This window comes from Ramlibacter sp., from assembly GCF_035554825.1.
Lineage (GTDB): Bacteria > Pseudomonadota > Gammaproteobacteria > Burkholderiales > Burkholderiaceae_C > Ramlibacter.
In genome coordinates this window covers 14,586-28,953 of the sequence record NZ_DATMHS010000121.1, presented here as the reverse complement: position 1 = coordinate 28,953, position 14,368 = coordinate 14,586, and the positions used below count along the sequence as shown (strand labels likewise).

General features: G+C 72.7%; 18 protein-coding genes. 9 read left to right on the top strand and 9 right to left on the bottom strand.

The annotated features are described in order from the left end of the window. Positions 1-657, top strand: a 657-nt coding sequence (locus VNT59_RS14825) for an AEC family transporter (RefSeq protein ID WP_325499382.1), incomplete at its 5' end; no start/stop codon positions are given. A 4-nt stretch (positions 658-661) separates the two neighbouring features. Here VNT59_RS14825 and pdxH read toward each other — a convergent pair. Then, entirely contained in the window at positions 662-1,309 is a 648-nt protein-coding gene (gene pdxH / locus VNT59_RS14820) for a pyridoxamine 5'-phosphate oxidase (protein ID WP_325499380.1), read from the bottom strand. A 70-nt stretch (positions 1,310-1,379) separates the two neighbouring features. On the opposite strand from pdxH, the gene VNT59_RS14815 reads away from it, so the two are divergent. Both VNT59_RS14815 and VNT59_RS14810 read left to right on the top strand, forming a co-directional pair. Further along, the gene (locus VNT59_RS14815) at positions 1,380-2,354 is read left to right on the top strand and encodes an XdhC family protein (RefSeq protein WP_325499378.1); all 975 of its coding nucleotides are present in this window, start codon (positions 1,380-1,382) and stop codon (positions 2,352-2,354) included. Positions 2,355-2,391: 37 nt separating this feature from the next. Next, positions 2,392-2,946, top strand: a complete 555-nt coding sequence (locus tag VNT59_RS14810) for a nucleotidyltransferase family protein (RefSeq protein ID WP_325499376.1) — start codon at positions 2,392-2,394, stop codon at positions 2,944-2,946. Here the strand turns inward: VNT59_RS14810 and VNT59_RS14805 are convergent. Together VNT59_RS14805 and VNT59_RS14800 are read right to left on the bottom strand one after the other, a co-directional pair. After that, complete coding sequence (locus tag VNT59_RS14805) at positions 2,930-3,460, bottom strand: superoxide dismutase family protein (RefSeq protein ID WP_325499374.1); 531 nt, start codon at positions 3,458-3,460, stop codon at positions 2,930-2,932. The genes VNT59_RS14810 and VNT59_RS14805 overlap by 17 nt on opposite strands. A gap of 90 nt (positions 3,461-3,550) precedes the next feature. Beyond that, entirely contained in the window at positions 3,551-4,150 is a 600-nt protein-coding gene (locus VNT59_RS14800; RefSeq protein ID WP_325499372.1) for a gamma-glutamylcyclotransferase, read from the bottom strand. Between the two features lie 115 nt (positions 4,151-4,265). On the opposite strand from VNT59_RS14800, the gene edd reads away from it, so the two are divergent. Beyond that, positions 4,266-6,092 carry a phosphogluconate dehydratase gene (edd, locus tag VNT59_RS14795; protein WP_325499370.1) on the top strand — a complete coding sequence of 609 codons (1,827 nt, stop codon included), beginning with the start codon at positions 4,266-4,268 and terminating at the stop codon, positions 6,090-6,092. Beyond that, positions 6,083-6,724, top strand: a complete 642-nt coding sequence (gene eda / locus VNT59_RS14790; protein ID WP_325499368.1) for a bifunctional 4-hydroxy-2-oxoglutarate aldolase/2-dehydro-3-deoxy-phosphogluconate aldolase — start codon at positions 6,083-6,085, stop codon at positions 6,722-6,724. Before edd ends, eda begins: the two co-directional genes overlap by 10 nt. 15 nt (positions 6,725-6,739) lie before the next feature. On the opposite strand, the gene gloA is transcribed toward eda, so the two are convergent. Both gloA and VNT59_RS14780 read right to left on the bottom strand, forming a co-directional pair. Continuing rightward, complete coding sequence (gloA, locus tag VNT59_RS14785; RefSeq protein ID WP_325499366.1) at positions 6,740-7,129, bottom strand: lactoylglutathione lyase; 390 nt, start codon at positions 7,127-7,129, stop codon at positions 6,740-6,742. Positions 7,130-7,136: 7 nt separating this feature from the next. Further along, positions 7,137-7,709, bottom strand: a complete 573-nt coding sequence (locus tag VNT59_RS14780) for a PaaI family thioesterase (protein WP_325499364.1) — start codon at positions 7,707-7,709, stop codon at positions 7,137-7,139. Positions 7,710-7,768: 59 nt separating this feature from the next. On the opposite strand from VNT59_RS14780, the gene VNT59_RS14775 reads away from it, so the two are divergent. The 4 genes from VNT59_RS14775 to VNT59_RS14760 all read left to right on the top strand — a co-directional run bounded on the left by VNT59_RS14775 (position 7,769) and on the right by VNT59_RS14760 (position 11,366). Beyond that, positions 7,769-8,224 (top strand): MarR family winged helix-turn-helix transcriptional regulator, encoded by a 456-nt coding sequence (locus VNT59_RS14775; RefSeq protein WP_325499362.1) that lies wholly within the window; start codon positions 7,769-7,771, stop codon positions 8,222-8,224. A 153-nt stretch (positions 8,225-8,377) separates the two neighbouring features. Next, entirely contained in the window at positions 8,378-8,578 is a 201-nt protein-coding gene (locus VNT59_RS14770; RefSeq protein ID WP_325499360.1) for a hypothetical protein, read from the top strand. Next, positions 8,575-10,701 carry a hypothetical protein gene (locus VNT59_RS14765; RefSeq protein ID WP_325499358.1) on the top strand — a complete coding sequence of 709 codons (2,127 nt, stop codon included), beginning with the start codon at positions 8,575-8,577 and terminating at the stop codon, positions 10,699-10,701. Before VNT59_RS14770 ends, VNT59_RS14765 begins: the two co-directional genes overlap by 4 nt. 77 nt (positions 10,702-10,778) lie before the next feature. After that, positions 10,779-11,366: a thioredoxin fold domain-containing protein gene (locus VNT59_RS14760; protein WP_325499356.1), complete on the top strand. Its 588-nt coding sequence runs from the start codon at positions 10,779-10,781 to the stop codon at positions 11,364-11,366. 7 nt (positions 11,367-11,373) lie between these two features. On the opposite strand, the gene VNT59_RS14755 is transcribed toward VNT59_RS14760, so the two are convergent. From VNT59_RS14755 to VNT59_RS14740, 4 genes are all read right to left on the bottom strand, one after another. Beyond that, the gene (locus VNT59_RS14755; protein ID WP_325499354.1) at positions 11,374-11,922 is read right to left on the bottom strand and encodes a hypothetical protein; all 549 of its coding nucleotides are present in this window, start codon (positions 11,920-11,922) and stop codon (positions 11,374-11,376) included. 95 nt (positions 11,923-12,017) lie between these two features. Next, positions 12,018-12,836 carry an SDR family oxidoreductase gene (locus tag VNT59_RS14750; protein WP_325499352.1) on the bottom strand — a complete coding sequence of 273 codons (819 nt, stop codon included), beginning with the start codon at positions 12,834-12,836 and terminating at the stop codon, positions 12,018-12,020. Next, positions 12,833-13,471, bottom strand: coding sequence for a 2-dehydro-3-deoxy-6-phosphogalactonate aldolase (locus VNT59_RS14745; RefSeq protein ID WP_325499350.1), 639 nt, complete (start codon positions 13,469-13,471; stop codon positions 12,833-12,835). The genes VNT59_RS14750 and VNT59_RS14745 overlap by 4 nt, the downstream gene beginning before the upstream one ends. Continuing rightward, positions 13,468-14,361, bottom strand: a complete 894-nt coding sequence (locus VNT59_RS14740; protein WP_325499348.1) for a 2-dehydro-3-deoxygalactonokinase — start codon at positions 14,359-14,361, stop codon at positions 13,468-13,470. Before VNT59_RS14740 ends, VNT59_RS14745 begins: the two co-directional genes overlap by 4 nt. Positions 14,362-14,368: the final 7 nt, after the last annotated feature.

Below are 14,368 nucleotides of genomic sequence, written 5' to 3'. Positions count from 1 at the left end.
ACCTTCGGCAACACGGTGATGATCGGCACGCCGCTGGTGGGCCTGGCCTGGGGCGAGCGCGGGCTGGTGACGCTGTTCACGCTCTACACCGTGCACAGCGTGGTCCTGCTCACCAGCGCGACGCTGGTGCTGGAGCTGGCGGTGATGCGCGAGGCGGCCCGCGCCGGCGGCGCCGCGCCGCGGCACCCGCTCGCCACCGTGCTGCTGGCATTGCGCAACTCGGTGCTGCACCCGGTGCCGCTGCCGCTGATCGCCGCGCTGCTGTTCGCCCAGACCGGGCTCGCGATTCCGGAGCTCGTCGACCGCCCGCTGGCGCTGCTGGCGGCGGCGTTCAGTCCGATGGCGCTGGCGCTGGTGGGCCTGACGCTCTCGGCGACCGCGTTCGGCCTGCACTGGCGCGGCGCCGCCGTGCTCACGGCCGTGAAGAACCTGCTGCACCCGGCGCTGGTGGCTGTCGCCGGCTGGGCGCTCGGCCTGTCCGGCGTGCCGCTGGCGGTGATGGTGGTGGTGGCCTCGCTGCCGATCGGCGCCAACGTGTTCCTCTTCTCGCAGCGCTACCAGGTCGCCGAGGAGCTGGTCACGGCCGGCGTCGGGCTGTCGACCCTGCTGGCCCTGGGCACCGTCGCCCTGGTGCTGGCGCTCGCCGCGCGGCTGTGAGGGCTCAGGGCGCGAGCCGCTCGCGCACCCAGGCGCCGGCGTCGAGGCGGTAGCGCAGCCGGTCGTGCAGCCGGCTCTTGCGGCCCTGCCAGAACTCCCAGCGATCGGGCGCGAGCCGGAAGCCGCCCCAGTGCGCCGGACGCGGCGGATGGAGCAGGTACTGCGCTCCGTAGCGCGCCGCCGCCGCGACCAGCACGCTGCGGCCGGCGATCACCTGGCTTTGCGGGCTGGCCCAGGCGCCGATGCGCGAATCCAGCGGGCGGCTGGCGAAATAGGCGTCGCTCTCCCGGGCGTCGGTCTTGGTCACGCGCCCTTCGATGCGCACCACGCGTTCGAGCTCGACCCAGTGGAACTGCAGCGCCGCGTAGGGGTTGCCTGCCAGTTCCTGGCCCTTGCGGCTGTCGTAGTTGGTGTACCAGACGATGCCGCGCTCGTCGTAGCCCTTGATCAGGACGATGCGGCTGCTCGGGCGCAGGTCGCTGCCGACGGTGGCGACGGTCATGGCATTGGGCTCGGGGATCTCGGCGCTGATCGCCTCGCCCAGCCATTGCTCGAACTGCCGCAGCGGGTCGGCGTGCGACGCTTCCTCGCTCAATTCCGCACGTTCGTAGCTTTTGCGCAATTCCGCCAGTGACCGTGAGGTGGTGCTCATGGGGCCATTCTCGCATCCGGGCCGCGAAGGCAGTACAGTGAATCAGTTGTTTCGACAGGAGCGCGCTCGCATGGAAAGCCTGGACCTTCGCGTGTTGACCGACGCCCTGGCCTGGCGTCGCGCCGGCCAGCCGGTGACGCTGGTGACGGTGGTCGACACCTGGGGCAGCGCGCCCCGCCCGCCGGGGGCGCTGCTGGCGGTGCGCGGCGACGGCGTCGTCAGCGGCTCGGTCTCCGGCGGCTGCGTGGAAGACGACCTGATCGCCCGCGTCAAGGCCGGCGAACGCAGCCGGCTGCCATCGATGATCGCCTACGGCGTGAGCAAGGACGAGGCCGCGCGCTTCGGCCTGCCCTGCGGCGGCACCTTGCGCCTGGTGCAGGAGCCGCTGAACGACACCGGCTGGGTCGAGGAGCTGCTGGCCCGCACCGCCAGCCACGAGCTGGTCGCCCGCACGCTGACGCTGGCCACCGGCCAAGTGCAGCTGGCCCGCGCCACGCGCGAGGCGCGCATGCAGTTCGACGGCTCGAAGCTCACGACATTGTTCGGGCCGCGCTGGCGGCTGCTGCTGGTCGGGGCCGGGCAGCTGTCGCAGGCCGTCGCGCAGATGGCCCAGCTGCTCGATTTCGAAGTGCTGGTCTGCGATCCGCGCGAGGAATACGCGACCACCTTGAACGTGCCGGGCGCGCTGCGCGTTTGCGGCATGCCCGACGACGCGGTGCGCGACCTGCAGCCCGACGCGCACACCGCGATCGTCGCCCTGACGCACGACCCCAAGCTCGACGACATGGCGCTGCTCGAAGCGCTGCGCTCCGCCGCCTTCTACGTCGGCGCGCTCGGCTCGGCGCGCAACCAGGCCAAGCGCAAGGAACGGCTGGCCGAGCATTTCGGCCTCACCGAAGCCGAACTCGCGCGGCTGCACGGACCGGTGGGCCTGCGCATCGGCGCCAAGACCCCGGCCGAGATCGCCGTCTCGGTGCTGGCCCAGATCATCGAGTGCAAGAACGCGATCGCCCAGCCGGCAGCGACTGCCGGCTGCGTCGCGTGACGCCGGGCGCCGGCGCGCTCGCGCGGGACCGCCGGGCATGAGCCAGCCGGTCGTGCTGGTGCTGGCCTCGGGCCGCGGCGAGCGCTTCACCGCGTCCGGCGGCGCCGGGTCTAAGCTGCAGGCCTTGCTCGCCGGCGTGCCGGTGCTGGAGCGGACCCTGGACGCCGTGCGGGCGAGCGGCCTGCCGTGGCATCTGGAACAGGCGCCGCACGCCGGCATGGGCGATTCGATCGCCGCCGCCGTGCGGGCGACCGCCCGGGCCGGGGGCTGGCTGGTGCTGCCCGGCGATCTGCCGCTGGTGCAGCCGCGGTCGCTGCAGCGGGTCGCCGCGGCGCTGGCCGGGCACGCCGTGGTGGTGCCGCAGTTCCACGGCCGGCGCGGCCACCCGGTGGGGTTTGCCCCCGAATGCGGCGCGGCGCTGGCGGCGCTGGCCGGCGAGTCGGGCGCGGCCGCGATCGTGCGCCGCTACGCGGCGGCCGGCGCGGCGCTGCTGCTGGACATCGACGACCCGGGCCTCGTCACCGACATCGACACGGTGGACGACCTGGCGCGGGCCGAGCAGGCGCTGCGGGCGCTCAGCCCTTCGCGATGACGGCGCAGGCCAGCCGGGGGCCGGCATTGCCGGTCGGCTGGGTGGTGTAGTCATCGGGGTCGCGGTGAACGATCAGGCCGCGGCCGACGACGTTCGCGGCGCCCGGGCCCACGCTGATGCTGCCGGTGTCGAAGCTGAACCGGGCGACGCCGTCGGCATCGGCCTTCAGGCTCGGCAGGTCGCCGGCGTGATGCGCGCTCGCGTCATGGCGGCCATGCGCCTTGCCGTCCGGGTTGAAGTGGCCGCCGGTGCTCATGCCGTCGCCGCTGTAGCAGTCGCCCTTCTCGTGGACGTGGAAGCCATGCTCGGCGTTGGGCTTGAGGCCGCGCACCTCGCCGGCCACGTGCACCTGCGAGCCCCGCTGGACGAAGCGCACCGTGCCGCTGGCCTGGTTGCCGGTGGTCGGGCGCAGCGCCGCGGTGGCCGTCGCGCCGCCGCCCATCGCGGCGCAGCCGGCCAGGGCCACGGCGAGGAAGCCGGCGGCCGTGAACGTGAGGGTGGGGTGGATACGCATGAGGGCTCTCCCTGGCTGTTGGTGGACCGACTGTACTCCCAGCCGCGGCATCGTTGCCATGATGTCAACGTCGCGGCCGACGCCGACCCTTCAGCGTCCCTGCGTCAGCCTCAGCAGCCGCTCCAGCGCCCGGTCGCGGATGTTGTGGCGGCGCAGTTCCTCGTGCGTGCGGTGCGCGTAGTCGAGCGTCGTGCCGTACCTGCCGCTCGCCTCGGCGAAGATGCGCCGGTACTCGGCTTCGGTGAGCAGCCCCGTATGGCTGGGGCTCTTGCGCGACAGCGTGAACGCCAGCGCCGTCACCGGGCCGTGGCTGGTCCGGCAGACCAGCCATTTGGGATCGTAGGTCGCCAGCGGCATTTCGCGCGGCCAGAGCCGGCGCAGCACCTGTTCGCCGTTGTCCCTGGGTACGCGAAAGACGAACCCCTGGCAGCTGCCGCCCGACAGCATCGCGAAGACCAGGCCGGGGCGCTCGGGCGTGCCGCGGTTGATGCGGCTCCACATCTTGAGGGCGCGGTGCCAGCCGTGCACCTTCGCCGGGCGGCGCTCGACGAACTCGAACTCGGGCCGCCAGATCAGCGAACCGTAGCCGAAGATCCACAAGTCGTCGTTTCCGCCCCATTCCCGCAGCACCTGCTCCAGCATCAGCGCCGGATCGCGCAACGGCGCCGGCCGCTCGCTCGTCGTCGTCATCCCGCAAACTGTACCGCGACGCCGGCGCGCGAGGCACTGCATGTGGTAACGCTGTCACACCGCGCGCCGAACCTTCACGTAGCATGGTCCTTTGACCGCCAATCCTTCCAGCCTCATGAATCTGCATCCAGTCGTGGCCCGCGTCACCGACCGCATCCGCGAACGCAGCGCCGCCGGGCGCGGCGAGTACCTGCGCCGCATCGACCAGGCCGCGGCCCGCGAGCGCGGCGCCGACCGCATGGGGTGCGCCAACGTGGCCCATGCGTTCGCCGCGCTGCCGGCCAGCGACAAGTTCCGGGTGGTCGCCGAGCGCCGCCCCAACCTCGGCATCGTCACCTCGTACAACGACATGTTGTCGGCCCACGCGCCGTTCGCGGGCTATCCCCAGGTCATCAAGGACGAGGCCCGGCTGCAGGCCGCCACCGCGCAGGTGGCCGGCGGGGTGCCGGCCATGTGCGACGGGGTGACGCAGGGCACCGCCGGCATGGAGCTCAGCCTGTTTTCCCGCGATGTGATCGCCATGGCGACCGCCGTGGCGCTGAGCCATGACGTCTTCGATGCCGCCCTGCTGCTGGGCATCTGCGACAAGATCGTCCCCGGCCTGCTGATCGGCGTGCTGCAGTTCGGGCATCTGCCGGCGGTCTTCGTGCCGGCCGGGCCGATGACCAGCGGCCTGTCCAACAGCGACAAGGCCAAGGTCCGCGAGCAGGCGGCGCAGGGGCTGGTCGGCCGCCCCGCGTTGCTGGAGGCCGAGTCCCAGGCCTACCACGGCCCCGGCACCTGCACCTTCTACGGCACCGCCAACAGCAACCAGATGCTGATGGAGGCGATGGGCCTGCACGTGCCGGGCACGGCCTTCGTCAACCCGGGCCAGCCACTGCGCGAGCAGCTGACGCGCGACGCGGTGCGCACGGCGCTCGCGATCGTCAAGGGCCGGCGCTACACGCCGGTCGGGCGGCTGGTCGACGAGCGGGCGATCGTCAATGCGATGTGCGCGCTGCTGGCCACGGGCGGCTCGACCAACCACCTGATCCACTGGGTGGCGGTGGCGCGGGCGGCGGCGATCCGCATCGACTGGAACGACTTCGCCGAGCTGTCGGCCGTGGTGCCGCTGCTGAGCCGGGTCTACCCGAACGGCACCGCCGACGTGAACGAGTTCCAGGCGGCCGGCGGCCCGGGCTATGTCATTCGCGAACTGCTCGATGCCGGGCTGATGCACGAGGACGTGCTGACGGTGCGCGAAGGCGGCCTGCGCGAATACACGCGGGAGCCGTTGCTCGACGCGGCGCGCGGCGGCGCGCTCGCCTGGCGCGAGATCGGCGCGTCGCGCAACACCGACGTGGTGCGGCCGGCCGGCGACCCGTTCAGCCCCAGCGGCGGCCTCAAGCTGCTCACGGGCAATCTCGGCCGCAGCGTGATCAAGATCTCCGCCGTGCCGGCCGACCGCCAGGTGGTGCAGGCGCCGGCGCGCATCTTCGACGCGCAGGAGGACCTGCTGGCGGCGTTCCAGGCCGGCGAACTGGAACGCGACCTGGTCTGCGTGGTGCGCTGGCAGGGACCGCGGGCCAACGGCATGCCCGAGCTGCACAAGCTCACGCCGCCGCTGGCCGTGCTGCAAGGACGGGGCTTTCGCGTGGCGCTGGTCACCGACGGCCGGATGAGCGGCGCCTCGGGCAAGGTGCCGGCGGCGATCCACGTGACGCCGGAGGCCTCGGCCGGCGGACCGCTCGCGAAGCTGCGCGACGGCGACCTGGTCCGGCTCGACGCGAGCGCGGGCACCTTGCAGGCGCTGGTGCCCGACGCGCAATGGGCGGCGCGCGAGGCTGCGACAATGCCGGAATCGCTGCGGCAGGCCGACGGCCACGGGATCGGGCGCGAATTGTTCGCTTCCTTCCGCCGCAACGCCCTGGCTGCCGAGGAGGGCGCCTGCACATGGCTGTGAAACTGACGTCGCTGGAGGTGATGAGCGACGCGCCGGTGATCCCGGTGATTGTCCTGTCCGAGGTCGCCCATGCGGTGCCGCTGGCGCGCGCCCTGGTCGAAGGCGGCATCCGCATGCTGGAAGTGACCCTGCGCACGCCGGTCGCGCTGGCCTGCATCGAGGCGATCGTGCGCGAGGTGCCGGAGGCCGTCGCCGGCGCCGGCACGGTGCGCAGCGCCGCCGATGCGCAGGCGGCGGCGATGGCCGGCGCGCGCTTCGCGGTGAGTCCGGGCTACACCCGCGCCGTCGGCAAGGCCTGCCGCGACCTGGAGCTGCCGCTGCTGCCCGGCGTGGCGACGGCCAGCGAGGTGATGGCGGCCCAGGAAGACGGCTACACCGAGCTCAAGTTCTTCCCGGCCCTGCAGGCCGGCGGCGTCGCGATGCTCAAGGCCTGGCAGGGCCCGTTCGGCGACGTGAAGTTCTGCCCGACCGGCGGCATCACCGGCGGCAATGCCGGCGACTTCCTGCGGCTGTCCAACGTGGTGTGCGTGGGCGGCTCGTGGTTGACGCCGTCGGAGGTGGTCGCCCGCGGCGACTGGGCGCACATCACGCAACTGGCGCGCCAGGCCGCGGCGGTGCATCGCCACGGCTGAGGCTGCGCGCGGCTGCTATTCGCTGTCGCGCTGGATGAGCTCGATCTTGTAGCCGTCCGGGTCGGTCACGAACGCGATCACGGTCGTGCCGCCCTGGACCGGGCCGGCCTCGCGCGTCACGTTGCCGCCATTGGCGCGGATCTTCTCGCACGCGGCGTAGGCATCCGCGACCCCCAGCGCGATGTGGCCGTAGGCGGTGCCCAGCTCGTAGCGCTCGACGCCGTAGTTGTAGGTGAGCTCGATTTCAGCGTGCTCCGGATTGCTGCCGTAGCCGACGAAGGCGAGCGAATACTTCTGCTGCGGCCGATCGGTGGTGCGCAGCAGCTTCATGCCGAGCACGCGCGTGTAGAAGTCGATCGAGCGCTGCAGGTCGCCCACGCGAAGCATCGTGTGAAGGAGTCTCATGCGGCCATTATCGCGCCGCGGCATCGGCGCGGCCGCCGCTCGCCTGGGGCAGATCGAACACCAGGCAGGTCGTCGTCGCGTGCGCATACAGCGTGCCGTCGGGCCCGTACAGCCGGGCCTCGGCCGTCGCCAGCTGGCGTCCGCAGTGCACCACCTTGCCCTCGGCCCGCACCCGCGGCGCTTTGGCGCCGATGGCACGCACCAGGTTCATCCCCAGTTCCGCGGTGGTGTAGGCGCGACCGGCCGGCAGCATGGTGTGGACGGCGCAGCCGAGCGCCGAATCGAGCAGGGTGGCGTACCAGCCGCCGTGGATGGTGCCCATCGGGTTCAGGTGCGCCGGCCCGGGCGTGCCCTGGAACAGCGCCCGGCCGCGCTCCACTTCCAGCAGCAGGAAGTCCAGTGTCCTGGCGATCGGCGCATACGGCAGCTCGCCGGCGAGCATCCGTTCCATGATTTCCAGGCCGCTGAGGTGTGCGAACCGGGCCGGGGTGGCGACGCCGGGGCCCGCGCCGGCGTCGAAGCGCGCTGCCTGTTCGCGTTCCCGGGCGAGCCAGGCTTCGAGCTGGTTCATCTGCGTCATGCGGCGGGTTCCTCCAACAAAGACTTGTAGCTGCAACGGTTGCAGCTACAATAATTGCCATGGACGACGCTGTCAAGCCCCGGGGCTGCACCAACCTCAAGCTGCGCCAGCTGATGCGGCGGGTGGCGCAGCACTACGACGCCGAGCTGGCCCGCGCCGGGCTGAAGACCACCCAGTACTCGCTGCTGTCGTACGTGGCGAGGCTCGGGCCCATCCGCCCGGGCGAGCTGGCGCGCGAAATGAAGATGGACGCGTCGACGCTGACGCGCAACCTGCGGCCGCTGGTCGACGCCGGCTGGCTCGAGCTCGGCCCCGGCGCCGACGGCCGCAGCCGGCTGGTGACGGCGACCGCGGCGGGGCGCGAGAAGCGCAAGGAAGCGCAGCGCCGCTGGCGGGTGGCGCAGGAGGCGATCAATGCGCTGCTGGGCGAGCCGCGCGTCGCCGCGCTGCATGCGCTGATCGACGAGAGCCTGGAACTGCTCGCGCCATGGCCAAGGGAAGCGGCCGACGACTAGCCTGAGCTCGCCCCGCCGGACCCGGGGGGCCGGCGCGGGTGCCGGCGGTAAGCAGACGTGCCGCTCGCAACACCGCCGCAGCGAACCCCACGGCACGCCGGGCCCGGCCCATAATTTGCTGCCCTGGTTCACCGAGCAAGGCAGGTCGGCATCATGGCTTCAGAGACAGCAGCGGCGCGGCGCCCGCGCTGGCGCGAATGGCTCGACCGGGCCCGCGCTCCGCGGGTGTTCTGGTCGCTGTGGGCGATCGCTGCCTGCGGGCTGCTGCTCCTGTCCGAACTGCTGTGGTTCTGGCATTCGTGGCCCCTGCGCGAACTGCTGGAGCTCGACCGCATCGCCGGCCTGTCGGTATGAAGCTGTCCTGGCTGCTGCGCGGCATGGCCATCGCTGGGCTGGTCGCCTGGGCCGCCGGCCTGGGCATGGCCGCCGTGCAGCTCGCGGACTGGGAGCGCGACATGGTGCACGGCCTGCTGCAGTTGCGAGCCGACCGCACCTTCCGCATCCGCATGGCCGAACGCGGCGAAGCGATTCCCCGCGACTGGTACCGCGCCAAGGCGCTGGCCTTGTTGGCCGCGGGCGACCGGCTCGAAGACGAAAGCCGCTGGGCAGCGTTCATCCCCGGCGCCTGGTGGCGGGCGGACGACCTGCGCGAACGGCTGGCCCAGCGCGTCGAGCGCGAATTCAGCGACCTCGGCGTGGAGACCATGCGGCGCGAGCTGGACTACCGGGCGAGCCAGCTGACGGGCGTGGCGCAGGACCCGGCCACGGGCGAGTTGCGGGCCGCCGGCGGCTGCGGCGATCCGGCGCTGCCCGCCAGCTTCTACGAGCCGGGCCGCGCCGGCGCGGCGTCCATGCCGGAGCTGCAGGCGGTGCAGGCGCACCTGGCGGACGTCGCGCAGCTCGACGCGGCGGTGCGCGCCTTCGCCGAATTGCAGTCGGGCCAGGGCGACGGCACCGAGCCGCTGCGCCTGCTGGTGCGCTACACGCTGGGCGCCGAGCTGACGGGCCGGCTGTCGCGCCGCGCCTGGCTGCTGCGCCAGGGCCTGGGGCCGGCCGATGAGGCGCGCCAGGCCGTGCGAACGGCGCGCCTGCAGCAGGCGCTGCGCTGCAGCGTCGCCAAGCGTATGGCGCTGCTCGATGCGCGGGTGTTCGAGCGCAACGACCTGCTGGCCGTGGAAGCCGCGCTGGCGCCGCACCTGGCCGAGTTGGTCCGGCCACCAGCCGTTCCCAGGCCGTGGCCGCAGACGCTCGAGCGCTGGCAGGCGGTGATCCGGCTGGTGACCGACCAGGAGCGGCTGCTGACCCAGTCCGACACGGCGTGGCTCGCACCGGCGAGCCCGAGCCTGGGGCCGATCCACGACGCCGTGCTGCAGCGGATCGGCGGCATCGGCCTGCTCGGGCCGCCGGCGCTGGCCCAGGTCCAGCGCCAGTCGGGTGCGGCCCTGCAGCGCCTGCGCCAGCAGCTGCTGCGCTCCCTGGGCAGCGGCGCCGATCCGGCCTTGCGCTGGGACGGCGAGCGCCGGCTGGTGCTGTCGCCGCTCCGGCTGGCGCTGCGCGACCGGCTCGCCGCATTGATCCAGCAACCGTTCATGGCCCCGGCCGCGGACCAGGCCTTGCCCCAGGCCGCCGCCGGCGCGCTGGTGTGGAACGGACCGCAGCTGGCCGCGGCGCTCGCCCTGCGCGAGGTGCGGCACCGGTTCGTGACGGAGCAGTTGCCGGAGTTCCCGGCCGCCGTGCGCACGGCGGTCGGGCGCGTCGTCGACCGCCAGCTGGCGCTGCGCGTGGAGGAGCATGCGGCCGGTGCCCTGCGCAGCATGCCGCCCGAGGCCGCCTGGCCGCTCGACCTGGCAGCCTGGCGTGCGCAACGGCAGCAGGCCGGCCGGGTGCAGGTGCTGCTCGCCCAGCTCGGCGCGCGGGACCGCGCCGAGCACTTGCGCCAACTGCTGGCCGCCGACGTCGTCGCTCGCCTGCGGCCGGCGGAGCAGGCGCTGGCGCAGACCGAATTCGCCTCGCCCCGGCTGCAAGACTTCGGCTGGTGGGGCGGCGAGGGCTCGCCGATCCTGCAGGCGCTGGGCGTGGCCGACGCGCTGACCTTGCAGTACGTGCTGGCGCAGCAGGTCACCCGGCTGGAGGTGGCGGCGCGCCAGGTCGGCCCGCTGCTGGCCGAGGCGCGCGATACCGATGCGCTGGCGCTGCGCCGCTGGCAGTCGATCGTCGCCGACCTCGACCGGTACCGCGCCGGGCGGGCCGACAGCAGCCTGCTGCGGCTGGAACGCACGCTGCTGGAACTGGGGCCGCAGATCCACGCCGGCAACTGCGGCGACAAGCTGGCGGGCGTGACGGTGCCGGCCGGCGCCGACGAATTCGCGCAGCGCCTGCGCCAGTTGACGGGTTCGCTGGGACGGCGCTGCGCCGAGCTGCGGGCCGGGGCACGGACGCCGCCGCAGCCGCCCCCCGCGTCGATCCCGTTCGGTTGAGCCGGCGCAGCAGGATGGCGGCCGGGCTTTGGTATCGTCGGTGGCATCGATTCGTCCACATGTCGCGAGGGATTCCCATGAAACTGTTCCAGATCGCCGGCGTCTTGCTGGCTGCCGCCCTGCTCCTGTCCGGGTGCAAGGACGCGTCCGCGCCGGCCGGGAGCGCGAAGACGGCCGCCAAGGCGCCGGTGACCACCACGGCGATCGAAGCCGAAGCCAAGGGCTTCGTGGTGGGCTCGCCCATGGCCACCCGGACCGTGTACGTCTTCTTCGATCCGCAGTGCCCGCATTGCGCGGTGCTGTGGCAGGCTGCCAAGCCCCTGAAGTCGCAGGCGAAGTTCGTCTGGATCCCGGTGGGTTTCATCGGCGAGACCAGCGTGAACCAGGGCGCGACCATCCTGGCCGCCAAGGACCCGATCGCCAAGATGGAAGAGAACGAGGCGTCGGTGCTGGCCAAGACCGGCGGCATCAGCGCCGAGGGCGTGACCGACGAACTGAAGCAGGCGGTCAAGAAGAACACGGCCCTGCTGACGCGCTTCGGGTTCGAGTCGGTGCCGACCTTCGTCGCGCTGCACGCCCAGACCGGCGCGCTGGTGACCAACGAGGGGTCGTTGCCGACGGCCGAACTCGCCGCCAAGCTGGGCCTGCAGCCGCCGGCCCAGTGAGCCAGGACTATCGAACCGGACCGGTCGGCAGCGCGCTCATCGGGCCGAGGAAATCCGAGTCCAGGTCGGTGCCGTGCCAGGGCTGGCCGCGCTCGCCGGTCAGCACCTGGCAGCGGGCGATGATCTCCTCGATCAGATCCTCCTGGCCGTCGCGGATCTGCCAGTAGCCGGGGTCGCGCTGGTACGGCAGCCACTCGCTCGGTTCGCTCAGGCGCAGCAGCTTCTGCTGCCACAGGTGCGCCATCAGCAGGCTGTCCGTCCGCAGCAGCCGCAGCATCACCTGGCCGAGTTCCGGAAACCAGGCCTGGGCGATCGCCCGTGCATTGCGCAGCGCCTGCGCCGAGGTGAGTTCTTCCGGTTCGGCGCTGGGAGAGGGCTCGCCGCGCAGCGACTCGATCCAGGCCGAATAGGCCTTGAGCTCGTGCACGAGGCGCCAGCCCTCCCGGCGCAGGCGCTGCTGCCGGCGGCGCCGGCGCAGCAGCCGCCACTGCAGCAGGCCGCCCGCCGCCAGCAGCGCCAGCAGCACCAGCAAGGACGAGGTGAGAACGTCGTTCACGCGCCAATCTTCGGCCGCCGCGGCCGGCGCCGGGGCCGGCATGGGGATGGCAGGCGGCCGGGCCCCGACGAGCGGCAGCCACGCTTGGGCTGGATTCAGGCCGGCACGGTGTAGTTGAGCGTCATGCGGCCGCCGTCCACCACCACGATTTCACCGGTGATGTAGCTGGCGGCGTCGCTCGCGAGGTAGGCGACCACGTCGGCGACCTCGGCCGGTTCGCCCAGGCGCTGCATCGGCGTGCGGCTCATGATGCGCTGCTTGGCCGCCTCGCTCGTGAGCACCGCCTTGGCCGCCAGTTCGGTGGCGATCGTGCCCGGTGCCACCGCATTGACGCGAATGCCCCGGTCGGCAAGCGACAGCGCCATCACGCGGGTGAGCTGGTTGATGCCGCCCTTGCTCATGTTGTAGGTGGCGATGGTCGGGATCGTCAGGACCGCGTTCACGGAGCTCATGTTGACAATGGCGCCGCGCCCGGCGCCGGGCCCGGACCCCGGCCGCGCCGGCGCCTTGACCATCGCGCGCGCCACCGCCTGCCCCATGAGGAACGAACCCTTGAGATTCACGCGCAGCACGGCGTCGTAGTCGGCCTCGGTCACGTCCAGGAAGTCCGCCGCCTTGAAGATGCCGGCGTTGTTCACCAGCACGTCGATGCGGCCGTGGGCGCGCAGGGTCGCGGCGACGGCGGCATCCACCTGCGCCTTGTCGCCGACATCGCAGTGCAGGTAGCTCGCGCCGAGCTCGGTGGCGAGCGCCTGGCCGCGCTCGTCGGCAATGTCGGCCAGCACCACCTGGGCGCCCTCGCGCGCGAAGCGCCGCGCGCACGCTTCCCCGATGCCTTGCGCGGCACCGGTGACAAGGCAGACGCGGCCGGCGAGGCCGAACGAAATGGTGGCGGCAGGGATCGGGCTGGTCATGCCCGCATCGTACCCGCCCATGCCGCGCGGAACTCGAGCGCCTTCTGCTCGACGTGCGTGGCGCTCGCGCCCGGCTGGTAGAGCGAGGATCCGATGCCGAAGCCGTTGGCGCCGGCAGCTCGATAGTCGCGCATGTTGGTGGGCGTGATGCCGCCGACCGGCAGCACCAGGGCGTCGGGCGGCAGCACGGCGCGCAAGGCCTTCACGCCCGCGGGCGGGATCATTTCCGCAGGAAACAGCTTCAGTCCGCAGGCGCCGGCCTCGAGCGCGGCAAAGGCTTCGCTGGCGGTGAAGACGCCGGGCAGGCAGGCCATGCCCAGGCGCACCGCCTCGCGCACGACCGCCGGATTGAAGTTGGGCGCGACGATCAGCCGCCCGCCGGCGGCGTGGACCTGCGCCACCTGCTGCGGCTGCAGCACGGTGCCGGCGCCCACCAGCGCCTGCGGGAACGCCTGCGCCAGGGTCGCGATGCTGGCGAGCGGATCGGGCGAATTGAGCGGCACCTCGATCAGCTGCCAGCCGCTGCGCACCAGCGCCTCGCCCACCGGCCGGGCCTCGTCGGCGCGGATGCCGCGCAGGATGGCCACGAGCGGGCAGGCGCGCAGCGCCGCGTGCAGTTGTTCGATGGCAGTCATTGCCGGTGTTCCAGGGTGGAGGCGATCGCGCGCAGGCCGCGCCAGGTGGCTTGCGCGCCGGCGCGCTGCGCCGTCGCGCCGAGCAGGCGCAAGCCGATTTCATAGCGGCGCGTGAGCGCCTCGGACCCGACCACGACCACGTCGGTGCCGCCGGCCAACTGCTGCGCGGCGAGTTCCTCGCCGATCACCAGTCCCGACAGGTAACTCGGGCGTGCCGCGGCCGGCAGCCGCTCGAACAGGGCGAGCGTGCGCGCGCTGAACGCGGCGTGCAGCAGGGTGCTGCTGCGCAGGGCGTGCGACACGCCGCGCTCGAACGCGGTTTCGTCGAGTTCGCCGTCCTCCGGCGGCATGGTGCGGCCCAGGATCGAATGCTGGCGCAGCAGGGCGTAGAACTCGCCGGTCATGAAGGTCGAGAACCGCTCGATGCGGCCGCCGGCGACCTGCACCCACTTGCTGTGCGTGCCCGGCAGGACCAGCAGCGCGGCGTCGAGCTCCAGCAGCTCCAGCGCGCCGAGCACCTGCGTTTCCTCGCCGCGCATCACGTCCGGAACGCCGTCCTGCTCGCAGGTGAGGCCGGGCACCATGGCGATGCGGCCGGGCTCGATCCACGTCAGGTGCGCCGCGATGTCGGCAAACCCGGCGGGACAGGGGCAGTAGGGCGCTTCCATCCAGCCCTGGCGGCTGCCGGCCATGCCGCAGATCAGCGCCAGCGCTTCCGGCGGGCGCATCCAGTCGCCGCAGACTTCGTCGAAGACCTGGGGGAATCCGCCGGGCGGCACCGTCAGGATGCCGCGCGGCAGCGACCGTTCCTCGAGCACGCGGCCGTCGCCGGCCAGCCGGGCGGCGCGCAGCGACGAGGTGCCCCAGTCGAGGGCGACGAGATGGTTCATGCGCAAA